Origin of the sequence: Bacillus taeanensis (assembly GCF_003318295.1) — a bacterium.
Classification (GTDB): Bacteria; Bacillota; Bacilli; order Bacillales; family UBA6769; genus Maribacillus; species Maribacillus taeanensis.
Map to the genome: position 1 here is coordinate 22,370 of NZ_QOCW01000011.1, position 25,569 is coordinate 47,938.

23 protein-coding genes are annotated in these 25,569 nt (G+C 37.4%); 6 read left to right on the forward strand and 17 right to left on the reverse strand.

Features of this window, described 5'->3' with window-relative positions; all coding sequences use genetic code 11:
• Positions 1-6: 6 nt before the first annotated feature.
• The 6 genes from DS031_RS11690 to gndA form a co-directional block, all read right to left on the reverse strand.
• Positions 7-1,017: a C-terminal binding protein gene (locus DS031_RS11690; protein WP_113806264.1), complete on the reverse strand. Its 1,011-nt coding sequence runs from the start codon at positions 1,015-1,017 to the stop codon at positions 7-9.
• 89 nt (positions 1,018-1,106) lie between these two features.
• A complete protein-coding gene (dgoD, locus tag DS031_RS11695; RefSeq protein ID WP_113806265.1) occupies positions 1,107-2,255 on the reverse strand; it encodes a galactonate dehydratase in 1,149 nt (382 codons plus the stop codon).
• Positions 2,256-2,323: 68 nt separating this feature from the next.
• A complete protein-coding gene (locus DS031_RS11700; protein ID WP_113806266.1) occupies positions 2,324-3,604 on the reverse strand; it encodes a TRAP transporter large permease in 1,281 nt (426 codons plus the stop codon).
• Between the two features lie 17 nt (positions 3,605-3,621).
• Complete coding sequence (locus tag DS031_RS11705; RefSeq protein WP_113806267.1) at positions 3,622-4,152, reverse strand: TRAP transporter small permease; 531 nt, start codon at positions 4,150-4,152, stop codon at positions 3,622-3,624.
• Positions 4,153-4,239: 87 nt separating this feature from the next.
• On the reverse strand, positions 4,240-5,283 hold the full coding sequence (locus DS031_RS11710) for a TRAP transporter substrate-binding protein (RefSeq protein WP_113806268.1): 1,044 nt from the start codon (positions 5,281-5,283) through the stop codon (positions 4,240-4,242).
• 416 nt (positions 5,284-5,699) lie between these two features.
• Positions 5,700-7,112 carry an NADP-dependent phosphogluconate dehydrogenase gene (gene gndA / locus DS031_RS11715; RefSeq protein WP_113806269.1) on the reverse strand — a complete coding sequence of 471 codons (1,413 nt, stop codon included), beginning with the start codon at positions 7,110-7,112 and terminating at the stop codon, positions 5,700-5,702.
• Between the two features lie 163 nt (positions 7,113-7,275).
• Here gndA and DS031_RS11720 point away from each other — a divergent pair, with 163 nt between their 5' ends.
• Together DS031_RS11720 and DS031_RS11725 are read left to right on the forward strand one after the other, a co-directional pair.
• Positions 7,276-8,136: a MurR/RpiR family transcriptional regulator gene (locus DS031_RS11720; RefSeq protein WP_113806270.1), complete on the forward strand. Its 861-nt coding sequence runs from the start codon at positions 7,276-7,278 to the stop codon at positions 8,134-8,136.
• A 41-nt stretch (positions 8,137-8,177) separates the two neighbouring features.
• A complete protein-coding gene (locus DS031_RS11725) occupies positions 8,178-9,710 on the forward strand; it encodes a gluconokinase (RefSeq protein ID WP_113806271.1) in 1,533 nt (510 codons plus the stop codon).
• Positions 9,711-9,743: 33 nt separating this feature from the next.
• On the opposite strand, the gene DS031_RS11730 is transcribed toward DS031_RS11725, so the two are convergent.
• Positions 9,744-10,478: an MBL fold metallo-hydrolase gene (locus DS031_RS11730; RefSeq protein ID WP_113806272.1), complete on the reverse strand. Its 735-nt coding sequence runs from the start codon at positions 10,476-10,478 to the stop codon at positions 9,744-9,746.
• 243 nt (positions 10,479-10,721) lie between these two features.
• Here DS031_RS11730 and DS031_RS11735 point away from each other — a divergent pair, with 243 nt between their 5' ends.
• On the forward strand, positions 10,722-10,961 hold the full coding sequence (locus tag DS031_RS11735) for a hypothetical protein (RefSeq protein WP_142675772.1): 240 nt from the start codon (positions 10,722-10,724) through the stop codon (positions 10,959-10,961).
• A gap of 371 nt (positions 10,962-11,332) precedes the next feature.
• Here DS031_RS11735 and trhA read toward each other — a convergent pair whose 3' ends face one another.
• The 9 genes from trhA to DS031_RS11780 form a co-directional block, all read right to left on the reverse strand.
• Positions 11,333-11,971 carry a PAQR family membrane homeostasis protein TrhA gene (gene trhA, locus DS031_RS11740; RefSeq protein ID WP_113806274.1) on the reverse strand — a complete coding sequence of 213 codons (639 nt, stop codon included), beginning with the start codon at positions 11,969-11,971 and terminating at the stop codon, positions 11,333-11,335.
• Positions 11,972-12,095: 124 nt separating this feature from the next.
• On the reverse strand, positions 12,096-13,028 hold the full coding sequence (locus tag DS031_RS11745) for a ketopantoate reductase family protein (protein WP_113806275.1): 933 nt from the start codon (positions 13,026-13,028) through the stop codon (positions 12,096-12,098).
• Between the two features lie 104 nt (positions 13,029-13,132).
• A complete protein-coding gene (hemY, locus tag DS031_RS11750; RefSeq protein ID WP_113806276.1) occupies positions 13,133-14,545 on the reverse strand; it encodes a protoporphyrinogen oxidase in 1,413 nt (470 codons plus the stop codon).
• A gap of 1 nt (position 14,546) precedes the next feature.
• The gene (gene hemH / locus DS031_RS11755; protein ID WP_113806277.1) at positions 14,547-15,485 is read right to left on the reverse strand and encodes a ferrochelatase; all 939 of its coding nucleotides are present in this window, start codon (positions 15,483-15,485) and stop codon (positions 14,547-14,549) included.
• A gap of 15 nt (positions 15,486-15,500) precedes the next feature.
• On the reverse strand, positions 15,501-16,529 hold the full coding sequence (hemE, locus tag DS031_RS11760; protein WP_113806278.1) for a uroporphyrinogen decarboxylase: 1,029 nt from the start codon (positions 16,527-16,529) through the stop codon (positions 15,501-15,503).
• A gap of 213 nt (positions 16,530-16,742) precedes the next feature.
• Positions 16,743-17,516: an SDR family NAD(P)-dependent oxidoreductase gene (locus tag DS031_RS11765; protein ID WP_113806279.1), complete on the reverse strand. Its 774-nt coding sequence runs from the start codon at positions 17,514-17,516 to the stop codon at positions 16,743-16,745.
• A gap of 163 nt (positions 17,517-17,679) precedes the next feature.
• Entirely contained in the window at positions 17,680-18,561 is an 882-nt protein-coding gene (locus tag DS031_RS11770) for a sugar phosphate isomerase/epimerase family protein (RefSeq protein WP_113806280.1), read from the reverse strand.
• Positions 18,562-18,667: 106 nt separating this feature from the next.
• Positions 18,668-19,702 carry a bifunctional inositol 2-dehydrogenase/D-chiro-inositol 1-dehydrogenase gene (iolG, locus tag DS031_RS11775; RefSeq protein ID WP_113806281.1) on the reverse strand — a complete coding sequence of 345 codons (1,035 nt, stop codon included), beginning with the start codon at positions 19,700-19,702 and terminating at the stop codon, positions 18,668-18,670.
• Positions 19,703-20,111: 409 nt separating this feature from the next.
• Positions 20,112-22,271 (reverse strand): transglycosylase domain-containing protein, encoded by a 2,160-nt coding sequence (locus DS031_RS11780; RefSeq protein WP_113806282.1) that lies wholly within the window; start codon positions 22,269-22,271, stop codon positions 20,112-20,114.
• Positions 22,272-22,446: 175 nt separating this feature from the next.
• Here DS031_RS11780 and DS031_RS11785 point away from each other — a divergent pair, with 175 nt between their 5' ends.
• From DS031_RS11785 to DS031_RS11795, 3 genes are all read left to right on the forward strand, one after another.
• On the forward strand, positions 22,447-22,959 hold the full coding sequence (locus DS031_RS11785) for an antibiotic biosynthesis monooxygenase family protein (RefSeq protein ID WP_113806283.1): 513 nt from the start codon (positions 22,447-22,449) through the stop codon (positions 22,957-22,959).
• A gap of 45 nt (positions 22,960-23,004) precedes the next feature.
• Positions 23,005-23,763, forward strand: coding sequence for a PRC-barrel domain containing protein (locus DS031_RS11790; RefSeq protein WP_220182085.1), 759 nt, complete (start codon positions 23,005-23,007; stop codon positions 23,761-23,763).
• Between the two features lie 180 nt (positions 23,764-23,943).
• Positions 23,944-24,834: a diacylglycerol/lipid kinase family protein gene (locus DS031_RS11795; RefSeq protein WP_113806365.1), complete on the forward strand. Its 891-nt coding sequence runs from the start codon at positions 23,944-23,946 to the stop codon at positions 24,832-24,834.
• A gap of 3 nt (positions 24,835-24,837) precedes the next feature.
• Here the strand turns inward: DS031_RS11795 and DS031_RS11800 are convergent, their stop codons facing one another.
• The gene (locus DS031_RS11800) at positions 24,838-25,560 is read right to left on the reverse strand and encodes a phosphatase PAP2 family protein (RefSeq protein ID WP_113806284.1); all 723 of its coding nucleotides are present in this window, start codon (positions 25,558-25,560) and stop codon (positions 24,838-24,840) included.
• Positions 25,561-25,569: the final 9 nt, after the last annotated feature.

Sequence of the window (25,569 nt, forward strand, 5' to 3'; positions counted from 1 at the left end):
AAATAATCATTTTCTTATAAGTGGATTCTTCTCTTTTAACTCTAACTTTTCTTTTAACTCGTTATTAACTAGATAAGTAGGATAATAGCCTGCTAATACATCTGCTGCATTTTGAGCGGTTTTACGCTGCAGTTCTGCCCCTGACTCTTCTGAATACCACGCGACATGAGGATTAAGTATAACATTGTCCATTGCTAAAAGCGGATTATCTTGAGCAATTGGTTCATGTTCTAATACATCTAAACCAGCCCCAGCTATTTTACCCTGCTGCAGGGCTTGGATTAACGCTTTTTCATCAATAACAGGACCACGTGCCGTATTAATAATAAAAGCTTCTTGTTTCATTTTGTTAAATTGTTCAGCACTGATCATGCTGCGTGTATGCTCATTAAGCGGAGCATGAACGGAAACAAAATCTGCTCTCTCACAAAGTTCCTGCAGCTCAACAAGTTCAACGTTTAAACGTTCAGCAATACTAGGTGAAATAAATGGATCATAGGCCACAACCTTCATTCCAAAAGCCTGCGCTTTTTTCGCAACTAACTGCGGGATATTGCCAAATCCAACTAAACCGATTACCCGATCTCTTAGTCGATAAATTGGTACACCTACGTTATAATCCCAATTTCCGCTTTTTACCGCTCCATTTAATTGAACAACCTTTCTTGCACATGCCATTAACAGTGCAAACGCATGATCAGACACTTCATCCCAGCAGTAATCGGTTACATTACAAACTAGTATTTCTTTTTCAGTTGCCGCCTTTACATCAATCGTGTCCACACCAATTCCATATCGAGCAATCACTTTACATTTTGGTAAGCTTTCAATAACGTTTTTAGTAATCGGTGCATATTGATTTAAAATGGCATCCGTATCTTTTGCAGCTTCAATGACCTCTTCCTCCGTGCGGCATTGTGCTGTAATAAGCTCTGCATCTACTTTTTCTAGTACTGCTATTTCTTCCTGCAGTGTTTTATATTCATAATCAGTGACTAACACTTTAAACTTTGCCATTTTATTTCAATCCTTTCATTTCAACCACAAATTTTGCTTTGTAAATGAAGAGATAAGAACGCAAAGCATTCATTACCGTGCATTTGTGCTTACCATTCAGCTATTGTACCGTCTTTATGACGCCAAACAGGATTTTTCCACTTATGCCCACCCTCTGCTTGCTTCCGAACAAACTCTTCATTAATTTCTATTCCTAGTCCAGGACCTTTCAGCATTTCAACATAGCCATCCTTATATTCAAATACAGATGGATCAATTAAATAGTCGAGCAAATCACTGCCTTGGTTATAATGAATACCTAAGCTTTGTTCTTGGATAAAGACATTATGCGAACCCGCATCTACCTGCAAACATGAAGCTAAAGCAATTGGACCAAGCGGACAATGCGGAGCAACCGCGACATCGTAAGCTTCAGCCATCGCGAAAATCTTTTTACACTCTGTAATACCACCAGCGTGTGACAGATCAAGTTGAATAATATCAACATATCCCTCAGCTAACAGTTCTTTAAAATCCCAACGCGAAAACATTCGTTCACCTGTTGCAATTGGAATCGTTGTCGCTCGCGCTACTTCACGTAATGCTTCATTATTTTCTGGAAGAACTGGTTCTTCAATAAACATCGGTTTAAATTGCTCAAGTTCTTTAGCAAGTATTTTTGCCATTGGCTTATGAACGCGGCCATGAAAATCAATGCCAATTCCAAAATCATTGCCGACAGCTTCACGAATCGCTGCTACCCGTTCCAGCACTTCATCAATTTTTTTATAAGAATCAATATACTGCAGCTCTTCTGTTCCATTCATTTTAACTGCTGTAAATCCGTCTTCTGCTTTTTCTTTCGCTGCTTGGCCAACATCGCTTGGACGATCACCGCCAATCCAAGAGTACACCCGAACCGATTCGCGGCAAGCACCGCCTAATAACTCATATACAGGCGCATTATAGTATTTACCTTTAATATCCCATAATGCTTGATCAATTCCAGCGATCGCACTCATTAAAATCGGACCTCCCCGGTAAAAACCGGAACGATACATCATTTGCCAGTGATCTTCAATGCGAAGCGGATCTCTTCCTATTAAATAGTCACTTAATTCTTCGACTGCAGCTTGTACGGTTGCAGCTTTTCCTTCAACGACTGGTTCTCCCCAGCCTACAATCCCTTCATCTGTTTCGATTTTTAAAAATAGCCATCTTGGAGGTACAATAAAGGTTTCAAACTTAGTAATTTTCATTGTGTTCCCTCTCTCCCCACTTTAGTATGATGATTTTTAATAATAAACAGCTTCTTTCCTTTTAAAATTTATCCTCCTAGGCTAAGTAAAAATAGAGATAACTGTGGGATAAACGTTACAAGCAATAGTGAAATAAGCATCGCAAAGAAAAATGGAATCACTGCTTTTGATAGCGTTTCAATTGATAATCCTGAAATCCCGGAAGCAACGAATAAGTTAACTCCAAGCGGCGGTGTAATAAATCCAATTGCTAAGTTTACAACCATTAAGATTCCAAAATGAATCGGATCATAGCCAAGCTGCACTGCGATTGGAAGCAGAATTGGCGTTAAGATAATAATCGCTGCCAATGTATCCATAAACGTACCAACAATTAATAATAAAATCGTAATTAATAAAATAATGACAATGGAATTATCTGAGATTGAAAGCATTGCTGAAGCAATTTTATTTGGCACTTGTTCAATCGTTAAAAAACGTCCAAAAGCTGTTGCTGTTCCGACAATAATTAATACTGTTGCCGTTGTTAATGCTGAATCTGCCAACACTTTCGGTAAATCTTTAAACTTTAATTCGCTGTAAATAAATAATCCTGCGATCAGACCGTATACAACCGCAATAACGGCCGCTTCTGTTGGAGTAAAGATCCCTCCGTATATACCCCCTAAAATAATAACTGGAATTAACAGCGCCCATTTTGCATCCCAAAATGCAGCCGATATTTTCTTTAGAGAAGTAGGTTCAGCTGTACCTTTGAACCCTTTTTTCTTAGAATAATAATATGTCCAAGCAATCATTGATAAACCGACAAGAAGTCCAGGAATAATTCCTGCAATAAACATGTCTCCAATTGATGCACTTCCTACCACCCCATAAATAACCATTGGAATACTCGGCGGGATAATAACGCCAATTGAACCAGCCGCTGCAACAACGACTGTTGCAAACTTTTTGTCGTACCCATTTCGTACCATCGCTGGGATCATAATCCCACCAATTGCCGCAACCGTTGCCGGTCCTGAACCAGAAATAGCAGCAAAAAACATACACGTAATAATGGTCGCAATTGCAAAACCACCTGTTTTATTACCAACTAGTGCATTCGCAAATTTAAAGAGACGTTCTGAAATTCCGCCTTTCCCCATAATTTCTCCTGCTAGAATAAAGAACGGAACAGCCATTAATGGAAATGAGTCTACTGAAGTGACTAATTCCTTCATTAAAAATGGAATTGGCAATGAACCTGAAAAAAAGATTGTTACAAGTGTCGCTAATCCTAATGCGATTCCAATCGGAACACTGATTAATAAAAATACAGCAAAACTACCAAACAATACGGCAGCAGTCATTTTGTCCACCCCTTAGACTATTCATTCACGCTTTCCTGTAAGCTCTCTTCTTCTGTTGCTGCTAAACTATTTTCCTTACCTAAAAGCGATTTTACTAATACAATCATATTTTGAATAAGACGAATCACCGTTAATCCAATGCCAACTGGTGTTGCCATATAAACAAGTCCCATCGGAATATGAAGGGCCGGTGATTGCTGTCCAAATGCAAGAAGCTGTGCGGCAATCTCATAACCGTGCTTAATGACAAACAAACAAAAAATTAAAAACAGGACATTCGCAATAATTGTTAGAACAATTCGTCCCTTTTCTTTTAATAGTACTAACAACACGTCTACTTTAATATGACGCTGTTTTTTTACACCATAACTAATCCCGATATAAACGAGCCATATAAAACAGTACCTTGCTAACTCTTCAGACCAGGAAAGTGAGTTATCTAACAATCTCATCACAACTTGCAGAAAAATCACTGATACCATGATTGAAGAGAAGAAAGCAAGAAGTGTCTCTTCAAAGTGCCGGTCAAGCCATTTAACAATTTTCATGGTGATCTCCTCTTTTACTTAAAATAGTTTAATCGTTTTAAGGAAGAGGAAAGGCTTTAAGAGCTCTTTCCTCAATGAAGTTCATCCTTATTTTGAAGCTTCTTCAACAGCATTATATACTTCATCTACAACATCTTTACCGATTTTTTCAGCATATTTATCAATAACTGGTTTTACTAATTCCACCATTTTCTCACGCTCTTCTGGAGAAATTTCAGTGTAAGTCATTCCTTCTGCTTGAAGATCTGCAAGATATTGTTCATTTGCTTCACGGTTTAACTCACGCTCATATTGACCTGCTTCTACGGCAGCTTCTTTTACAATTTGCTGCTGCTCTTCTGTTAAACCATCATAGAACGATTTGCTCATTAAGAAAACGAACGGGCTGTAAATGTGATGTGAATTCGATACATGATCTTGTACTTCATAAAATTTTTGTAAATAAATTGTTGCATAAGGATTTTCTTGTCCGTCTACAGTGCCCTGCTGCATTGCTGTAAATAATTCAGTAAACGCCATTGGTGTCGGGTTTGCACCTAACGCACGGAATGCTTCTAAGTGAAGATCGTTTTCCATTGTACGAAGTTTTAATCCTTTGAAATCTTCTACAGTTGCAATTGCACGTTCACTGTTTGTAACATCACGGAAACCATTTTCCCAATAAGATAAACCTACTAAGTTTTGACTTTCTAACTTTTGAAGGAAACCTTGTCCAACTTCACCATCTAACACTTTATCTGCTACTTCTTCATTCGGGAATAAGAATGGGAAATCAAAAACGCTGAACTCAGGAACAAAATTTGCAAGTGGTGCAGTAGATGGAATTGTTACTTCTTGTGTACCTAACTGCAATGCTTCCGTCATTGTACGGTCATCACCAAGCTGTCCACTGTGATAGGCTTCAACAACAATAGCACCGTTTGTTTTTTCTTCAACAATTTCTTTAAATTTTAATAACCCTTTGAATTGTGGATGCTGATCATTTAAACCAATGCCAGCACGAATTGTTTTAACTTCACCTGAACCTCCATTATCGGATCCGCTTTCATTTTGTGCTTCATTACTTCCTCCGCATGCTGCTAAAACAAATACCATTAATGCAGTCATCATCATTGCGAATAATTTTTTCATCTGTATTTCCCCCTTGAAAATTTTTTCTTTTCTTATAATGAACAGCACGTCTATAATTGAAACGCTGTCATTTATAACTGTAAATCTCGATAACATTCAGTTTTAACATACATCTACAGCAAACGTTTTCATTCATCCTAAAAGAAAAATTATTTTCATACGTTTTGCAGAAATATGTATTTTGTGACTGCTTATCGAAACTATTTTTCTTTTCGCATTTCCCACAAACAAAAGGTTTTAATCGCTTTCATTTATCTCAAATGCTTTCTTAAAGAAAAATTATTTACATGAGTTATTATATATCGAAAAAATTTTTATTTCAATACCTAAAAGAAAAAAATTTCTTTTTTTATTTTTCAACTACAAAAAAAAACAAGAATCCTCAACGAGAATTCTTGCTTTTTCACTCTTTTTAATTAGTTTTCTAACCAGTTTGTATGGAATACGCCTTCTTTATCAATACGCTGATAAGTATGCGCACCGAAGTAGTCACGCTGTGCTTGCAGTAAGTTCGCAGGAAGAGTTTCCGTACGGTAGCTGTCATAGTAAGCTAATGCACTTGCAAGACCTGGTACAGGAATACCAAGCTTCACTGCTGTTGCAACAACATCACGCGCTGCATCTTGGTAGCTTTCCACGATTTCTTTGAAATATGGATCAAGAAGCAGGTTCGTTAAGTTTGCATCACGATCATATGCTTCTTTAATGTTTTGTAGGAAACGCGCACGAATGATACATCCGCCTCTAAAAATCATTGCAATGTTTCCGTACTCTAAGTTCCAATCATACTCTTCAGAAGCTGCTCTCATTTGTGCAAAACCTTGCGCATAAGAACAAATTTTGCTTAAGTAAAGAGCTTTACGGATTTTTTCGATAAACTCTTGCTTATCGCCATCAAATGATCCTTGCGGTCCGCTTAATACTTTACTTGCTTTTACACGCTCATCTTTCATCGCTGAAATGAAACGTGAGAATACAGATTCTGTAATAATTGAAAGCGGCACACCTAAATCAAGCGCACTTTGGCTTGTCCATTTTCCAGTACCTTTTTGTCCAGCTGTATCTAAAATCACATCAACAAGCGGCTTGCCTGTTTCAGGATCTACTTTTGTAAAGATATCTTTTGTAATTTCGATTAAGTAGCTGTCAAGCTCGCCTTCGTTCCACTCTTTAAAGATTTCATGAAGTTCCTGCGCGCTTAAACCAAGTACATCTTTTAAAAGGTGATAAGATTCACAAATTAACTGCATATCTCCGTACTCGATACCGTTGTGAACCATTTTTACGTAATGTCCAGCGCCGTCTGGACCGATGTATGTGCAGCAGTCGTCGCCCTTTACTTTAGCAGAAATTGCTTTTAAGATTGGTGCAACAAGATCATATGCTTCTTTTTGTCCGCCAGGCATAATAGAAGGTCCTTTAAGCGCTCCTTCTTCACCACCGGAAACACCTGTTCCAATAAAGTGGATACCAGATTGATCAAGCTCTTTATTTCTTCTTCTTGTATCTTCGAAGAATGTATTACCACCGTCGATTAAAATATCGCCTGTTTCAAGGTATGGTTTTAATGATTCAATTGTTGCATCCGTTGCAGCACCAGCTTTTACCATTAATAAGATTTTACGCGGCTTTTCTAATGATTGAACAAATTCTTCAATTGTTTTTGCGCCAACAAAATTTTTACCAGCTGCCTCATTGTTTAAAAACTCTTCTGTTTTTTCATATGAACGATTAAATACAGCAACTGAATAGTCTCTGCTTTCAATGTTTAGTGCAAGGTTTTTCCCCATAACTGCTAAACCAATTACCCCAATTTGTTGTTTAGACATTTTGTTCCTTCCCTTCTCATGAATGTTTAAAATATTTCTTTCTCATCTCCTATTATAACCTGAAATATTTTTTCATCAAACTTTTTTTTGAAAAAATATTTTTTAATGTGGTAAAATTGTTTAAACTAGACGTACAATAGTGTTCAAAGAGGTGACTTTCCATATGAGCAAAACAGATCATATACAACATTGTATCCCACGTATTCGTGCTTCTTATGCAGCATTTAGTGATAAAGAAAAAAAAATTGCCGACTATATTCTTGAAAATCCAAACCGCATTCTTCATTCAACGATTAGTCAAGTAGCTGAGGATCTGGAAATTGCCGATGCGACTGTCTTTCGTTTTTGTAAACGAATTGGCTTTAAAGGATATCAGGCGATGAAAATCGTTTTAGCTTCTGAAATTGTTACACCGATTAAAGATATTCATGAAACGATTAAAGAACAGGATACAGAAAAAGAAATTGCGGAAAAAATCTTTAAATCAAACATTCGAACGCTTAACGATTCAATTAATATTATTGATGAAGAAATGTATACAAAAGCCGTAAATGCAATCGTACAAGCACGAAGAGTTGAGTTTTATGGAAACGGCGGCTCTGGAATTATTGCAATGGACGCTCATCATAAGTTTTTACGAGCTGGGGTTACAACAACAGCCTATAACGACTCTCATATGCAGCTCATCTCGTTATCTCAGCTAACAAAAGACGATGTCATTTTTGCGATTTCTCACTCTGGTACTAATAAAGATATTTTGGATGTTGTTGATGTGGCAAAAGAGCTTGGTGTGACAACAATAGGTATTACCAACTTAGCAAAATCACCGCTCAGCCAACGCGTTGATATTCCCCTTTATACAGCATCACAAGAAACAGAATATCGCTCAGAAGCGCTAGCCTCTCGAATTGCCCAGCTTAGTATTATTGATGCTCTTTATGTCAATGTCATGATTAAACGAAAAGAAGCGGGTCAAGCCGCTCTGCAAAAAGTTCGCAAAGCGATTTCAGTTAAAAAGATTTAATTTTTACATAAGAAAATGTTTAAATGAAAGGGTTGATCCATATGAAAAATAAACAGTATGTGATTGGATTAGATATTGGTACGACAAGCGCAAAAGTCGTCCTTTTTAATTACCTTGGAAACGCTATCAGTGAACATGAAATTGAGTATCCTTTATCACACCCTTCTCCTGGATGGGTTGAACAAAATCCAGACGAAATTGAACGAGCGGCAGTAAAAGCCATTCATACTGTTGTGCAGCAAAGCCAGATTGAAACTGAGGAAATTGCGGCCGTAGGTATCTCTGCCGCTATGCACTCCCTCATTTGTTTAGATAAAAACAATAATCCCTTGTCTCCTTCGATTACATGGGCTGACTGCAGAAGCGTCGAGCAAACCGAACAACTACAGCAGGGAAAAGGAATTGAAATTTACTTAAAAACAGGAACACCCATTCATCCAATGTCTCCTTTATCTAAATTAATTTGGATGAAGGAAAATCATTATGAGCCCTATTTAAAGGCAAAGAAGTTTGTTTCAATCAAAGAATATCTTCTGCTGAAATGGTTTGGGATATGCGGGGCAGATTATGGCATCGCATCTGCTTCTGGTTTATTAAATATGCATACATTAGATTGGGACGAGGAAGCCCTTGAACTCGCAGGCATTTCACGAGAACAGTTATTTCAACCCGTCCCACCAACTGAAACTTATCAAGAATTAAGAGGGGAAATTGCTCAACAAATGGGTATAAGAAATGATCTTCCATTTGTCATTGGCTCAAGCGATGGACCGCTCGCAAACCTTGGAATCGGCGCTATCTCTGATGGTGATATCGCTATTACCATTGGTACAAGCGGCGCAATTCGGCAGATGGTCTCAACACCGCAGACAGATCATCATCAAGAAACATTTTGTTATGCCTTCACAAACGATATGTATGTGATTGGCGGACCAACAAATAATGGCGGTATTGTGTTAAGATGGCTGAAAGAAACACTTGGTGAATTAGAGATGGTGAAAGCTTTAGAAGATAATCAAGATCCCTATGAACTGCTTACTGCATTAGCCAAAAAAGTAAAACCTGGTTCAGAAGGCCTGCTATTTTTACCATTTTTAAACGGAGAAAGAGCGCCGCACTGGAATGCAAACGCAAAGGGGAGTTATATCGGTCTTACGCAGTCTCACAAAAAAGAACATCTCCTTCGCGCAGGACTTGAAGGCGTTATTTTTAACATTTATCAAATTGGTGAAACATTAGAGCGACTTTCAGGAACATCAAATCGGCTCCTTGCAAGCGGTGGATTTGCCCGCTCTCCTCTTTGGCTGCAAATTTTGGCTGATATATTCGGAAAAGAAGTATATGTTCCGGAAAGTCACCAGAGTTCGGCTTGGGGTGCAGCTTGGACAGCATTATATGCAGTGGGTGAAGTAGACTCTTTTGAAGAGATTAAAAACTTCATTCCAATGAGAAACAGCTTTATCCCGAATGAAAAGAACCATGAGATTTATAAACGGCTTTATACTGCTTACAAAGAGCTTTACCCTTCATTAAAATCTCATTTTGAAACTCTTTCTAAGCTCCAGAAAAACTAAACATAAAGAGATTGCTGTCTATCAGCAATCTCTTTATGTTTCCCACACCCATCCTTCTTCTGCTAACTGCACCTCACCTGAAAAGCTTCTCTTTGCATCATTAACTAATTCCTTTAATTCACCAAAATGAGGTAAATGCGTTAACACAAGATTTTTCACATTACTTGAAGCCGCAATCGCTGCTGCATCTGTACTGTTCATATGTCCCATTTCTGTACCGTCCATATCTGCATATAAATTGCATTCACAAAGAAATAAATCCGCGTCTTTTGAAAAAGAAATAAAGCTTGCTAAATAAGAGGAATCAGCAGTATAAACAACAGTTGAATAGCCATCTGTAATTCGCATCGCATAACAATCAACTGGATGCTTTGTTTTCATAAAAGTAATCGTAAATGGTCCAACTTTTAACGGCTCATCAGGATTATACGGCACACCTCTTGTGAATGTTTTATAAGTTAATCGTGAAAATTCTAACTGATTAAATGTATGTCCATAAATAGGGAGATTGATTTGTTTTTTGCCCAAATGATGTTTTACTAATCGGCCATGCTGTAGTGGTCCAATATCTGCAATATGATCAGGATGATAGTGAGAAAGTATAACGGCATCAAGTTCTTCCACTTCAATATAATTTTGCACTTTCGAAAGCACGGCACTACCACAATCCACTAATAAATTAAATCCTTCATGCTGAAACAAATAGCCAGAACTCGCTCCATTTACTTTTGGAAAACCACCCCATTGACCAAGAATTGTTACTTTCATCCCATTCATCTCCTTTTATTAAAATTGAAAATAGCAAGAAAATTCCCACAAGTATGTAATGAAGCTTCAAAAGTTGATAATTGCTAAATTACTACAACTTCTATTATACTAGAATTTGGAATAATATCTTTTTTACTGCATTCAAAGAAAGCAGGGTAACCAATGTTTATTCACATATTAAGAACAAATAAACCGCAAGAATTTCCTATGTTAGGTAAAGTTTTAAAGTGGGGAGGAGAATTAATGAAGCTCCAACTTCACGAAAATAATGAAGAGCTCTCATTCGGAGAAGAACTTACCTGTTATTATTTAGACTGGATATTTACTTCTAAAATTATTAAATCATCCCATGGGTTTCTTTATCTGTTAGTTCTTCCTTCTTCATCCTCAAAACATACATTTGAGCAGTTTTTAAAGCAAGATGGGAAGATTTATCGCAGAGAGCATCCACGTGTTCATACCAATATAAAAAAGCAATTATGACGGATACGACCCTGCAGGAAAGTGAAAAAGGACAGTCTCACGTGCAAATTTTAGTGCATATTAAAGATGTTAGTGTGGATGGAGTGGGATTTTCCTCTTAACATGAACTTCGCTTAGAATCTAGCTTTGAAATTAAAAGTTTATCACTTGAACTCCCTTTTAAGGAAAAAATTACAATCGCAAACCGCCGAAAGACAGATAATAGTTATGATTACGGCGCTAAAATTAACTATTTAAGTGAAAATGATTACTTTACACTTAAAAAGTATGTGTTTATTCACCAACTAGAAGATAGTATGCAGCAAACAACAAAATAGGACATCGAAAGCTTCCGATGTCCTAAACGTTCTTCATCAGAAATGACAAAACAGTTAGAGCAAATAAAACAATACGGCAAAAAAGTGGCTTGCTGTTCCTCCTAATACAAACAAGTGCCATACTGCATGATGAAACTTAAATCCTCTCCAAACATAGAAAACAGCCCCTACTGTATAAAAAATGCCTCCCATGACTAGTAAAACAACACCATTATGAGGAAGAGTTCCGACAAGCGGTTTCCAAGCAAAAACAATTTGCCACCCTAACAGTACATAACCAATGGTAGAAACAAATAAATATTTTTTCACAAAAAAAGATTTAAAAACCGTTCCGGCAATCGCTACACCCCAAACAATTCCAAATAACGTCCACCCTAACCATCCTTTAACCGCTAAAAATAAAAAAGGAGTATAAGTACCCGCGATAAAGAAGTAGATGGAAGAATGATCAAGGATTTCGAAAATATCTTTTGCCCTGCCATGAGGCAGCGCATGGACAAATGTAGAAGAAATATATAAAAGGGCCATTGTTACGCCGAATATTGTAAAGCTAACAATATGCCATACACTTCCATTTAAGGAAGAGAAAATAATTAATATTACTAAAGCAGCTATACTTAAAAACGCTCCAATTCCATGTGTAATAGAATTAGCGATTTCTTCACCTTTAGAAAAAGTATGCGTATTTGCCATAAAACCATTTCCTTTCAATATTATCTTCTAAAAAGATAATAATGTTCTAAAAACCAAAAAGAATCCTGCTTGATTTTCCATTAAGCATACCATAGTTTACATGAGAACACATCCTACTAGCTGTTTAATAATTTTTTTGTTTTTTAGGAAACTCATGAGGTTTAATCAATGCATAAAGCGTTTCTACTACCGATAACTTTAACTCGACCGCCTGCGCAAGCCTTACTGCTCCTCCCTGTAAACCTTCTACTTCTAACTGAAGTCCCTTTCGAAAATCTTGGTGCATAGAAGAAGTACTGTCAGCAGGCAGTTGATACATTTTCCCTACTGTTTCTTCCACGAAGTTTTCTCCTAAGTCTACTTCATAAGCAGAAGAAAGAAGCTTCATTTCTTGAAGGACACTTTGAAGCAGTTCAACGGAAGCTTTTTCTTCCCGAACAGGACCAATTGGAAGACGGCTTGCTGTGGTGAGACCTGAATATGCTGTAATAAACGCATACTTTCTCCAAATATCTTTCAAAATATCATTACTATACAATGCATTCACATTTGCTTTTTTTGTTAGTTTATCAAGATCATTACAAATTTTAACTTGTGATTCATGCAGGGTACCAAACACCATATCATGCTGTTGACTTGTATGTATAATATGCCCATTCTCATCAAGTGTTGTAATAATAAAGCATAAGCCCCCAAGAACAGATTCTTTACCAAATTGTTCTTGAAGTTTTTCATAATGCTCAACACCATTTAATAAAGGCAAAACTTTTGCTCCCCTATTCACAAGAGACTGTATGTTAGAAATGACTTCTTCTAAATGATAGCCTTTTACCGCTACGAGAACTAAGTCGCAAGAAGAAATATCATTACTATCCATAACTGTTTCTATATCTACCAGTGTATAATCGCCGTTTACACTAGTAATGTGAAGTCCATGTTTCTTCAGTTCATGATAACGTCTTTCACGTACTAAAAATGTAACATGTGCCCCAGCTTCCTGCAGTCTTGCACCAAAATAACCGCCCACTGCGCCTGCTCCAACAACTGTAATATTCACAGCGTCCCTCAACTCCTTGCAGTTTAGTTAAATTAATTAAGTCGTAAAAATATCTAAATAACAAAGATGCGAGCTATACGCTCGCACTTTTATTATTCGTTTATTTATTCTACCTTACTATATTCCAAAACATCATGAACGGCATTTATACCTTGATCAATACAGTCAGGAATTCCAACGCCACCGTATGACATTCCTGCTAAAAATACACCTGAAAGTTCGCTTTTTAAGCGAGATTTCATGGCTTCAAGGCGATATTTATGACCAACTGTATATTGAGGCATTGATTCACGAAGACGGGTAATACGATAAAATTCCGGCCGTCCTTCTATTTTCATAATTTTATTTAAATCATCAAGAACCGTTTTGACAATAACCTCATCCTTTTCTTCTACAATCCTTGAATTTCCAGCACGACCTACATAACAGCGCAGCAAGACTTTCCCATCTGGCGTTGTATGCGGCCACTTTTTGTTCGTCCATGTACACGCTGTAATCGTGAAATCCTCTTGTCTTGAGATAACAAAGCCTGTACCATTTAGTTCCTGCTTTAATGCTGATTCATCAAAGGCCATTGCAACAGTGGCTACAGTTGTTGACGGGGTATCATGAAATGAATTCATAAAAGAATAATTGTTAAACATTTTTGCTGTCACATTGTGCGGAGTTGTCATAATAACAGCATCCGCATACAGCGTCTCCCCATTTACAAATGTTAACATGTACCCTCGGTCTTCTTTGGTAACTTTTTTCACACTTGTATTTTTATAAATCGAATGCGGATTAAGTTGTTCTTCCACTTTATGAACAAGCGACTCTAATCCGTTTTTTAATGTTAAAAACATGCTTGGCTTTTTGTTTGGCTCTTTTTTAGACTTAGGACGTGTTTTCTTCATCCCAAAAATTAAACTGCGGTGCTTTTGTTCTACTTCATAAAACTGTGGAAATGTTGACATTAAGCTTAAACGATCAATATCTCCTGCATAAATTCCTGATAAAAGCGGTTCAATCAAATTTTCAACAACTTCATCACCTAACCGACGTCGAAAAAATCGACCAAGAGATTGATCTTCATTACTGCCGCTTTTTCTCGGTAATACAAGATCAAGTGCTGCTCTTGCCTTACCAGCTGGTGAAAACAAACTTGTACTCATAAATGGCCCAAGCTCTGTCGGGATGCCCATAACAGCTCCACCAGGAATCGGGTGAAGTTTCGCGTTACTTAAGACATAAGCTTGTCCCGTACTGTTTGAAACAAGTTCATCACTTAAACCAACATCAGCTGCAAGTTTACCCGCACTTTTTTTCCGAGCTAAAAAGGAATCAGGACCTTGTTCAATAATAAAACCATTCGTATAATCTGTTTGAATTTTGCCGCCAAGACGATTTGACGATTCAATTAAGGTATAAGTAATTGGCAGCTTTTTTTCTTTTATTTCTTTTTGTAAATAATAAGCGGCAGCAAGTCCTGTCATTCCACCACCAATAATGGCAATGTGACGACGTCCTTCTTTCATGTTAAACACGCACTTTCTCTATTAATTTCTTTGTAACAACCTCCGCTAACGCTTCAATAAATTCACTTTTCGCATTTGGCATCTCTGGACGATAATAATTTGCCCGAAGCTCATCTGTTACCACTTTACACTCATAATCATTGTCATACAGAACTTCAAGATGTTCAGCAACAAAACCAACCGGACAATAAACAAAGCTTTGATAGCCTTCTTGTTCATATAAATCACGCGTTAAATCCTGCACATCTGGTCCAATCCAAGGATCTGGCGTATTTCCAGCACTCTGCCAACCAATTTCATAGTTTTTAATCCCTACTTTTTCAGCAATTAACTTGGCTGTTTCTTCAAGCTGTTTTGGGTATGGATCCCCCATTTGTAAAATGCGTTCCGGTAAACTATGTGCTGAGAAAATCACAACCGCTTTCTCTCGTTCTGATTGAGACATGCTGTTTATTGTTTCCTGCACTTTATTTACCCAATAATCGATAAACTTTGGTTCTTTATACCAGCTGTCTACAGAATAAATCGTTGGACCACCGATTTTTTCCGCTTCCTCTTTTGCGCGTCCATTATAAGACTTTACACTAAATGTTGAATAATGGGGCGCTAAGACAATGCTGATTGCTTCTTCAATTCCATCCTGCTTCATTTGATGAACCGCATCTTCTACAAATGGATTAATATGCTTTAAGCCTAAATAAGCTTTAAATTGAACATTATCATGCATACTATTTAAGGTCTTTTCGAGCTCCGCTACTTGTTCATCGGTAATTTTCGCAAGTGGTGACACACCGCCAATTGCTTCATAACGTGATGTTAAATCTTCCAGCAATTCTTGAGGTGGCTTTTTGCCGCGGCGAATATGCGTATAATACGGTTCAATTTCCTCTGGACTTTTTGGTGTTCCATATGCCATTACTAATAATCCAATGGTTTTCATATTCCATCCGCTCCTTTACTTTGCTGTATATTCGTGAACAAACGCGGTTAACCGCTGTAATGTTTCTACCTTTACTTCAGGAAAAATACCATGGCCTAAGTTAAAAATAAAGCCTGGTTCTTTCATGCCTTGATCTAAAATTTCTTTTGTACGCTCTTCAATAACAGACCATGGCGCAAGAAGGAATGATGGATCAAGATTTCCTTGTAATGTTTTAGTGATGCCGCGTTCACGCGCTTCATTAATTGATAAACGCCAATCTAAACCAACCACATCAATCGGAAGCTCTGCCCATTCGTTTGCAAGATGACTTGCCCCAACACCAAACATAATAAGCGGAACCCCTTCTTCTTTTAACTCAGTAAAAATCCTCTCCATAACGGGCTTAATAAATGTACGATAATCTGCTACATTTAATGCGCCAACCCATGAATCAAAAATTTGAATCGCCTGTGCCCCTGCTTTAATTTGGGCTTTCACATAAGAAATTGTCATGTCTCCGAGCTTGTCCATCAGTTGGAACCACGCTTTTGGCTCTGCATACATGAATGCTTTTGTTTTATGATAATTTCGTGATGGACCGCCCTCAATCATATAACTTGCAAGTGTAAACGGTGCTCCACTAAAACTAATAAGCGGAACAGACAGCTGTTCACGAAGCAGTTTAATTGTATCTAATACATAAGGAACATCTTTTTCCGGATGAATTTCACCAAGCTTTAAAACATCTTGTTTTGAACGAATCGGATTATCAATGATAGGACCAACGCCTGATTTAATTTCAACATCGACACCTAGTGCTGGAAGCGGCGTCATAATATCTTTATATAAAATCGCAGCATCAACACCGTGCTGATCAACCGGAAGCTTCGTTACATACGCACAAAGCTCTGGATCATGGGTAATTTCAAATAATGTATGTGTTTCTTTAATTTTACGATATTCAGGTTGGTAACGTCCTGCTTGACGCATATACCAAACCGGCACATGAGTTGTTTCCTCGCCGCGGCAGGCTTTTAAAAATTGGTCATTAAAATGTTTCATTCTTACACCCCTCTATTAGGCTGACTTCTCTCTTCTGCTTTATTCCACTACTTACTATAACGATGTATTTTTTGAATGTATAGTTATTATGGGGAACTGTCATAAATTTGACGGAAATACAGCACTCTAAATTAGCTATTGACATTCTTTCCATTTCTAAACTATTGTATCAAAACCAATTTAAAAATGACATTCATCACACTTTTGTTCCTTTTAATGAATATTTAAATGACCATTCACAAGCCAACCGCCGTCAACTTTTAAAATAACTCCAGTTACGTAATCAGACTCCGAAGAAGCTAAGAATAAGGCGGGACCTGCGATATCCTCTACTTGAGCCAATCTTCCTAGAGGAATTCTCGCTTCGAGCAGGTCTGGATTATGAATCCCTTTTCGCACTAAATCTTGAAAAATAGGCGTAGAAACGTACCCAGGACTAATCGCATTCACATTAATATTATAAGGTCCCCATTCTAACGCCAGTGTTTCTGTTAACTGTCTAACAGCTCCTTTACTTGCTGCATAAGCTGCTCGCTTTGCAATACCAGCATGCGCCACAATAGAGGTAATATTAATAATTTTCCCACCTCGTTTTGTGTCTATCATTTCCTGGCCAACTTCACGGCACATGAGAAATGTACCTGTTGAATTAACATCCATACATTTATTCCAATTTTCTAATGTTAGTTGTTCAGAAGGAGCAACCATCGTCATACCTGCCGCATTTACAAGGATATCAATTTTCCCAAAGCGCTCTAACGTCTTTTCTTTAATTCGCTTCACATGTTCTTCTTTTGAAACATCTGCTTGTACAGCTTCAACTTCTGCTCCAAGCTCTTTAAGTTCTTCTTTCTTTGCTTTCAGCGAATCAAGTGACCTTGCTGCAATAACGATGTTTGCTCCTTCTTTTGCGTATCGGCTCGCAATTGCCCCACCAATGCCACTGCTTCCTCCTGTTACAATCGCCACTTTATCTTTTAAATTCATATTCTCACCCTTTTTCTCTTTATAGTTTTCCAGATTTTTTATTTATAAAAGCAATGAGGTTGACTCTATGTTTAGAGTCAACCTCATTAATAAGTACACTACTATTTATTTTATCGCGCTAACTCTTTCCCCATCAACTCTTTTGTTACTCTTTATCCACGTATTAAATATTCAATCCCTCTTTAAGGTTTAATCCTTCTTTAATCGATTTCAGCGTTACTTCGTTGGACCATTCTGGTCTATCAGGATAAGCGAATACTGCATTGGTGACAATGCCGTCAAATTTCATTTCTCTTAATTTCCGATAAAGGGCTTCAAAGTTGATTTCCCCTTCACCAGGGTTTAAATGCTGGTGAATCGTGACATTTGCATTAGGCGGATTGACAATATATCGCAGTCCAAATGCTGCTTTATGATTCAGCGTATCGGCAATGAGCACATGTGCAAGCAAATCTCCCGCTTCTTCCAAGTGTTTTTCTACATCGCCGATCCCATCATCATAGAAGAAAGCATGTGGAACAGAATAGACCAACTTAATCCAATCTTTATCAAGTGCACGAATCATTTGAATCGCTTCTGTATTCAACTCAATAAAATCATTCGGGTGAGACTGTAAATTAAGTTTAATTCCCTCTTTTTCAAAAATCGGCATAAGTTCTTCCATTGATTTCACAAATGCCGCTTCACTTTCAACCGGACGGCTTTTGTCGCCGGCAAATTCACTGTTCATTAAATCGACGCCTAATTCAGAAGTAATTTCAATGCAGCGCTTCCAATTGCGCACTGCCGCTTGACGTTCTTCTTCAACCGGTGACGACCACTGCTGCACAGGAAGAACAGAAGAGATTTTCACACCGGCATCTGAACAATATCGTTTTAAATCTTTGATGAGCTGCTTATCCACTTTTGGATATTCATAAAACCAAATAAAATCTTTACGCGGTGATAACTCGACATATTCGTACCCTAATCTAGCAACTGTATCGATTGTATCTTTTAAATTTGTATTATCACGATAATGTGACGGATCATATGCTAAACGCAATGTAAACATCTCCTTTTTTGGCTGTTTGGATTTAACCGTTAGCTGCTGCATGTTCAGCTCATATTCTTATATAAAATTTGGAAAGTTTAATAGTTTGATTGCAAAATTAAGAGTTAACTAAAGCACCTGACTTATTATAAAAATCAGGACGTTCCGGCATGGAAATTGGTACGATCTTACCTGTTTGCTTTGCTTCAAGACAAGCATCAGCAGTTACTGCTGCAGCATAGCCATCCCAAGCTGTCGGTCCATTTACTTCACCTTTAAGTGTAGAGTTAATCCAATCTTGAAGCTCAACATCATAAGACTCAATAAAACGCTGTTTCCAATCTACTAAAATTTCAGTTGAAAGCTTAGCTTCACTGCGTAAAATGACGCTGGAAGGTTCAGGTAAGTTTGCTGTACCTGTTTCCCCTACAACCTGACATTGAATATCGTAACCATATTGGCAGTTAACGAATATTTCCCCATCAATTCGAACACCTTTTTCAGTTTCTAGTAACACAATAAGTGGATCCTGAAGGTGTTCTAAGGCGTTACTTGTTTTTCGAGGTGCCACTACTTGAACTGAAACATAATCATCATTTAGCAGCCAGCGTAAAACATCGATTTCATGAATAAACGTATCAACGATCGCCATGTCACCAGTATAAGAACTTGGAACTGTTGGATTTCTATGAGCACAATGCACCATTAACGGCTCTCCAACTTTACCGTTATCAATAACATTTTTTAATGCACGGTATCCTTGATCGTAACGACGCATATAACCAACCTGAACTAAAGGTTTACCAAATGCAACCTCAGCCTCAACAATTCTTTTACAACCTTCAGCAGTTGTAGCAAGAGGTTTCTCACAGAAGACCGGCTTTCCTGCTGCAATAGATGCCAACACAAATTCTTCATGAGTCGGACCCCAAGATGTGACAATCACTGCATCAACTTCAGCAGCATTAATTAGTGCATGACCATCTTCATAAAACTTTGCATCAAGTTTTTCATTTTCGATGACAGCGTTTGCATTTTCTGCATTAACGTCCGTTACAGCGACAATTTTAGCTCCTGATAATGTATTAGTAATTCTACGAATATGCTCTTGCCCAATAGCGCCTGTTCCAATAACTCCTAATTTTAAGGTCATAATAATATGTACCTCCCTTTCATTAATTAAAAATTTAATTTAACTCATTTACATTTTTAATTTGTTAGTTTTTTGGGTAATCGATAACCCTTTAATGAAACTATACCATATGTAAGTAAAAATGTTAATAGAAAAACAAAATTTTTTTTAATATACTGTTATATTCTAAAAATAGAGCAAAGAAAGCGCACATATCAAAAGGCTGCAATCGTTAATATAATAGTATTTTACTTAATTTTATAACTTTGGTTTATGTGCTTTCTCTCCCTACTTTTTCTGTTAAATTTATTGTTCTCGTAACAAGGGGCTGTCTCAAAAGCATAGAGTCAGACCCTAATGAGCCACCCCCTTCTTCACTCTATTTTTATTTAATAACCAATCAGGATAAACGGTTACCCTGATTGGTTTTTCAACTGTTAGATTTCTGAAAAACACCGGGAAACAGATCAACATTTGCAGCATTTGATTCTTTCCCCTCTCGATCAATTTGTGGGTTATACGGTACAATAAGATATTGTTTTTCCGTGAAAAGAGAAAGATTCTTTGAGATATACTCACCAGCACCGGTGACCGTATCGAGAAGGGTGCGTTTTTCACCATCGGTTTCATAAATATGATACTGCAGCCGATCATCCTCTGCTGGCGTCCAAGTAAGTCTCACACTAGGCCAGCCGTTAGCAAAAGTCACTCCTCCTTCTAAATCGTTTATTTCAACAAATCGAATGGGCGGCTCTAACTCGGCTGCACCTTTAGGCTTTTTAAACACCAAGCCGTTTTGCGAGGGCATTTCATTTAACAAATCTTTCATTAATGCTGTGGGATAACTGCTGCCTCCTGTTAAGTAATGATTGTTATCTGTTCTGTCATAACCAATCCATACAGCTCCAACAACTTCAGGTGTATAACCGACAAACCAGGCATCACGATTGCCATTCTGTATCTTTTCATAAGAGGTAGTCCCCGTCTTTCCAGCTAATGCTGTGTGGATCTCTCCCTTTTGAGCGGTTCCTTCTTTCACAACTGCCTCAAGCATTTTTGTCATATACCAAGCCGTCTGTTTAGAAAATACTTGCTTTTCTTCAGGTACTGCTTGTCCAATTAATTTGCCATTTTGATTATAAATCTTTGAGATAACATATGGCTCAATTAGTTTTCCATTTTCATTAAATGCTCGATATGCTTTCATGAGTTGATAAGGCGAAACACCTTCATCAATGCCCCCTAAAGCAATCTTTAAATCATTGTCAAAAATTGCGAAATCAAGTTTAGTTAATGTTTTCTTAGCTTTGTCTATCCCCATTTCATTTAACAACCAAACAGCTGGTGCATTTAACGAATCTTTTAAAGCATCATACATCGTTACTTCGCCTTGATAGCTGTTATTATAGTTTTGCGGTTCATAGCCCCCATAATTTATCCTTTCATCTTTTAATAACGTATAGGGATCATAGTTTTCGGATTCTAAGGCAGGTCCATAAACAGCAAGCGGCTTAAAGGTCGATCCTGGCTGACGTTTCGCATAAATATGGTTAAATCCTTGTGGAGCATATTCACGCCCTCCCTGCACGGCAATAATCCCTCCTGTTGTTGAATCCATTAACACAAGTCCTCCTTCAGGACGTTCTTCTGAATTGCTTCCAGGAAAATATTCACCCTTTTGAAACAGCTTAAATACTGTCTGCTGGACCGTTTTATTCATCGGCACAACAATTTTATAACCGCCTCTTAACACTTCTGCACTTGTTAAATGGTATTTTTTCTCCGCTTCTTCTAATATCATATCTATATATGTTAAGTAACTTTCATCCTTTGTTAATTTTTGGACATTCAATGAAAGTGTTTTTCCTTGTAGACGAACCGCTTCCTGTGCGCTAATAAAATTGTGTTTTGCGAGTAAAGATAGCACTAAATCGCGGCGCTCTTTACTTTTTTCAGGATAATCAATCGGTGAATAGGATGCTGGTGCTTTTGGAAGTGCCGCAAGCAGAGCTCCTTCTTCCACTGTAAGTTCACTAACTTTTTTATTAAAATATAAATGAGAAGCCGATTGAATACCATAAGCTCCATGACCAAAGTAAATTTGGTTTAGGTACATTTCTAAAATTTTACTTTTTGTATATTCATGTTCTAAATTAAGGGCGATAATGACTTCTTTTGTTTTCCGTAAAAAGCTTTTCTCGTTTGATAAAAAGATATTTTTAGCAAGCTGCTGGGTGATTGTGCTGCCGCCTTCTACTTTGCTGCCTGCCAATAAATCGCGATAAAGTGCTCGAAAAATGGCTTTCATATCAATACCACTATGCTCATAAAAGCGAATATCTTCTACTGCTAGAAAGGTATTTTTCACATGATCCGGAATATCTTTAATATCAACTAACTCTCTATTTTGAACGTATAATTTAGTAATTACATGCTCTTCTTCATCGACAATTGTTGTTGTTTCATTCATCACAAGCTTTTTTTCATCAATCACATAATTACCTGCAAAAATAATTAGTAAGTAACCAATTAACCCTAAAAAAATGATACCGACAAAAAGGGCTGCTGTAATCGATGCCTTTTTAATCATCTTCCTCACTCCTTACTTTCAAAAACAAATAAAAGTAGCTAAATTAGAGATTACCTTATCTTAACGGAAATGAAAATATTTTCTTTACGATTAGCATTCTTCATAAAAGGGAAAAGTATTTTAATGTTTCAATTTTCGTTATGATTTTTTTGATGCATTCAAAGGGGGAATCAGTGTGAATGTTTATATGACGTTTGGCACACAAAATTTCTTACAAACGATTTATAATAAACATAAAGCTAAGAAAGAAATTTACCTTTTACAAGGCTCTGATAGTGCTGCACTCTTATTAGAAACAGATAAAAAAAATATTTTTCACAGCGGCCGAAAATATGAGATTATTGAAGCAGCAGGAAACTATGAAGGAGCTCGTTTTGTAGTGATTGATAATATTCCTGTTGAAGAAGAGCAGCGTGATGTCTTTGAACTTCGCTTTAAAAATCGAGGAGAATTTCTAAAACAAGAGCCAGGTTGTTATGGGTTGCGCTTTTTACGTCCATTAGACACAAATACCTATGCTGTTGTAACTCTTTGGGAATCAGATAGTTATTTTAGACGATGGCAGCAATCAGACGGCTATAAAGACATCTATAAACATCGGGAAAAAGCAACAGGCATGCCAATTAGTATTTTTTCAGGTGATCCATACATCCGCTACTATTTTATCTATAAAGAAGACGAAGAATAATGTTTAGACACTGTAAGAGCGGGTACTTCTCTTTATAAAAGGAGAGTGATTCTTATCTTACACAGTGCGGAACATATTCAAGGGTTTACTATTGCTGCAAAAGATGATGAGCTTGGCAAAGTGGAAGACATCTACTTTGATGATGAAACATGGACAATGCGATATCTTGTTGCCAATACAAGAAAATGGCTGCCGGGAAAAAGTGTGTTAATTTCTCCTGCAGCTTTTGAGCACATTTATGAAAGACACGATAACTTTAGTGTGGCACTTACGAAAGAACAAGTGAAAAACAGCCCTGATATTGATGCAAGTAAGCCGATCTCCAGACAACAGGAGCGCGATTTAATGCTTTATTACGGATGGGCTCCTTACTGGGGCGGAGCAGGATTATGGGGAGCCGGAGCATATCCGGCTGACATCATGCGTCAAGATGAACATATGGAACAATCTCAGCTTGAAGAAAAAGAAATGGAACAGAACTCCCATCTAAGAAGCGCAAAAGAAGTGACCGGTTATTCCATTCAAGCTTCCAATGAGGAATTTGGACATGTTGAAGATTTTCTTATTGAGGAAGATACATGGAAAATCCGTTATCTTGTGATTGACACAAAAAATTGGTGGTTTGGTAAAAAAGTACTTATTTCACCTGATTGGATTACAGATGTCAGCTGGGGTACTAATAAAGTATACATTGACCTTACGAAAGAACAAATCAAGCAGGGACCGGAGTATGATCCAAGTCAAGGAGTTACACCAGAGCTTGAACAGCAGGTACAGGATGTTTATCATAAACAAAACATATAAAATAAAATCTAAAAGGGAAGCCAAATGCTTCCCTTTTTTGATGAAATGAACAGCAAAATTGGACTAAGCAGCGCTTCAAGCCAAAGATGTGTAAGAAAAAAGAAAATGGGTAAACATACAAAAACAAATGATCTGAAGGAAAAGAAGAGACAGCATTTTCTACAGAAAGGAGAAAGAAAGTTGAAAAAGGCCGCTATTATTCTTAACCCCGCTGCAGGTAAAAAACAACTTGTAAAAATGCTTGAAGAAATTAAAGCAATACTCAAAAGCGCTTACCACCTTAAAATCTACGAAACAAAAACAAAAGGCGATGGCGCTGCTCTAGTAAAAGAATTAGCTGCGGATCATGATCTCATTATCGGTGCCGGCGGAGATGGTACCATTTACGAGTTAATCAATGCCCTATCCTCATTAAAAAAACGCCCTACCTTTGCCGTTTTGCCAGGCGGAACGTGCAACGATTTTTCCCGGGCGCTCGGCCTGCCTCAAAATCCATTAAAAGCTGCCGAACACATTGTCAAAGGGAAAACAGAAGCGATTGATATCGGAAAAAGCAATACAAATTATTTTTCAAACTTTTGGGGAATTGGCATGATTACAAGTATTTCTGAACAAATTTCTTCCGCAGTAAAAGAAAACTTTGGACGCCTTGCCTACTATTTAAGCACTTTGCAAAATCTTAAAGATATTACCCCTTTTCAGCTCACTGTCAAATCTGATTCGTTTACATTTAATGATCAAGCCGTCATGATGCTTGTTAGTAACGGCCCTTTTATAGGTGGAATGAGGACTTTCTTTTCTCATAACAACATTCAAGACGGTAAGTTTGATGTGTTAATTATTAAAGAACGTTCTTTAGAAAGCTTTTTCTCTTTGGTTCGTTCCAAGTTTACCAATACACCGAATTTGCATGATGATCTTATTTATTTTCAAACAAATACTCTCAAAGTCCAAGCCTTTCCTGAACAGCAAATTGATTGTGATGGTGAAAGACAATTTTTCACTCCATCTTCTATCGAACTGCTGTCAAAGCATTTAAACGTCATTGTTGGAGATAAAAAGGCAACTTAACAATTAGCTAAGTTGTCTTTTCCTCCTTCTTCTCTTCATCCATAAAATAAACTCTAGTGAAAAAATACAAACATATAACCAAGACGCTCCGGCCGCATATCCTGCAATAACGTCTGTTGGATAATGAACATGAAAATAAATTCTGCTTATTCCAATTAATAAAATTAAAATGATAAAGACGCTCATAATAATTAGCTTTGTTCTTTTTCTTCTTTGACTGCGGATGACTAAATAACCGAGGAAACCGTAAAAAATCATCGCTCCCATCGCATGGCCGCTCGGAAAGCTGAATCCTATTCCTCCTACCCCTTCATTAATTTCCGGACGGCTGCGCTCGAACACATGCTTTAAAAGCGCATTTAATGCCCCCCCTACAGAAACCGTTAATAGAAAGAAAGCAACACTCCACTTATCATGCTTTTTGATCAGCAGCCAAGCAATCATTCCAATTAATAAAACAGCTACAGAGAGAACAGATCCTAATTCCGTTATATAAAACATCAATTGATCCATAAACGGACTTCTAAAATGATCAAGCCAATCATTAACGATGCTATCGAATTGAAAAGATTGTTTTCCTAACACGCCTTCTGCAATTTCTGCAAATAAATAAAGAGAACCAACCGCCGTGCTAATTCCAAATAACATTAAGATAACAGGTACTAAAGCAGCATGGTCGTATATCCATTTTAAGCTCTTTATGACTAAATATGATTTTTCTTTCATTTCAATTAA

Bases quoted from the DNA above. Each gene is read 5' to 3' on its own strand.
- DS031_RS11690 (WP_113806264.1), bottom strand. From the start codon at position 1,017: ATGGCAAAGTTTAAAGTGTTAGTCACTGATTATGAATATAAAACACTG.
- dgoD (WP_113806265.1), bottom strand. From the start codon at position 2,255: ATGAAAATTACTAAGTTTGAAACCTTTATTGTACCTCCAAGATGGCTA.
- DS031_RS11700 (WP_113806266.1), bottom strand. From the start codon at position 3,604: ATGACTGCTGCCGTATTGTTTGGTAGTTTTGCTGTATTTTTATTAATC.
- DS031_RS11705 (WP_113806267.1), bottom strand. From the start codon at position 4,152: ATGAAAATTGTTAAATGGCTTGACCGGCACTTTGAAGAGACACTTCTT.
- DS031_RS11710 (WP_113806268.1), bottom strand. From the start codon at position 5,283: ATGAAAAAATTATTCGCAATGATGATGACTGCATTAATGGTATTTGTT.
- gndA (WP_113806269.1), bottom strand. From the start codon at position 7,112: ATGTCTAAACAACAAATTGGGGTAATTGGTTTAGCAGTTATGGGGAAA.
- DS031_RS11720 (WP_113806270.1), top strand. From the start codon at position 7,276: ATGAGCAAAACAGATCATATACAACATTGTATCCCACGTATTCGTGCT.
- DS031_RS11725 (WP_113806271.1), top strand. From the start codon at position 8,178: ATGAAAAATAAACAGTATGTGATTGGATTAGATATTGGTACGACAAGC.
- DS031_RS11730 (WP_113806272.1), bottom strand. From the start codon at position 10,478: ATGAAAGTAACAATTCTTGGTCAATGGGGTGGTTTTCCAAAAGTAAAT.
- DS031_RS11735 (WP_142675772.1), top strand. From the start codon at position 10,722: ATGAAGCTCCAACTTCACGAAAATAATGAAGAGCTCTCATTCGGAGAA.
- trhA (WP_113806274.1), bottom strand. From the start codon at position 11,971: ATGGCAAATACGCATACTTTTTCTAAAGGTGAAGAAATCGCTAATTCT.
- hemY (WP_113806276.1), bottom strand. From the start codon at position 14,545: ATGAAAGAAGGACGTCGTCACATTGCCATTATTGGTGGTGGAATGACA.
- hemH (WP_113806277.1), bottom strand. From the start codon at position 15,485: ATGAAAACCATTGGATTATTAGTAATGGCATATGGAACACCAAAAAGT.
- hemE (WP_113806278.1), bottom strand. From the start codon at position 16,529: ATGAAACATTTTAATGACCAATTTTTAAAAGCCTGCCGCGGCGAGGAA.
- DS031_RS11765 (WP_113806279.1), bottom strand. From the start codon at position 17,516: ATGAATTTAAAAGATAAAGTGGCGATTGTAACAGGAGGAAGCAGTGGC.
- iolG (WP_113806281.1), bottom strand. From the start codon at position 19,702: ATGACCTTAAAATTAGGAGTTATTGGAACAGGCGCTATTGGGCAAGAG.
- DS031_RS11780 (WP_113806282.1), bottom strand. From the start codon at position 22,271: ATGATTAAAAAGGCATCGATTACAGCAGCCCTTTTTGTCGGTATCATT.
- DS031_RS11800 (WP_113806284.1), bottom strand. From the start codon at position 25,560: ATGAAAGAAAAATCATATTTAGTCATAAAGAGCTTAAAATGGATATAC.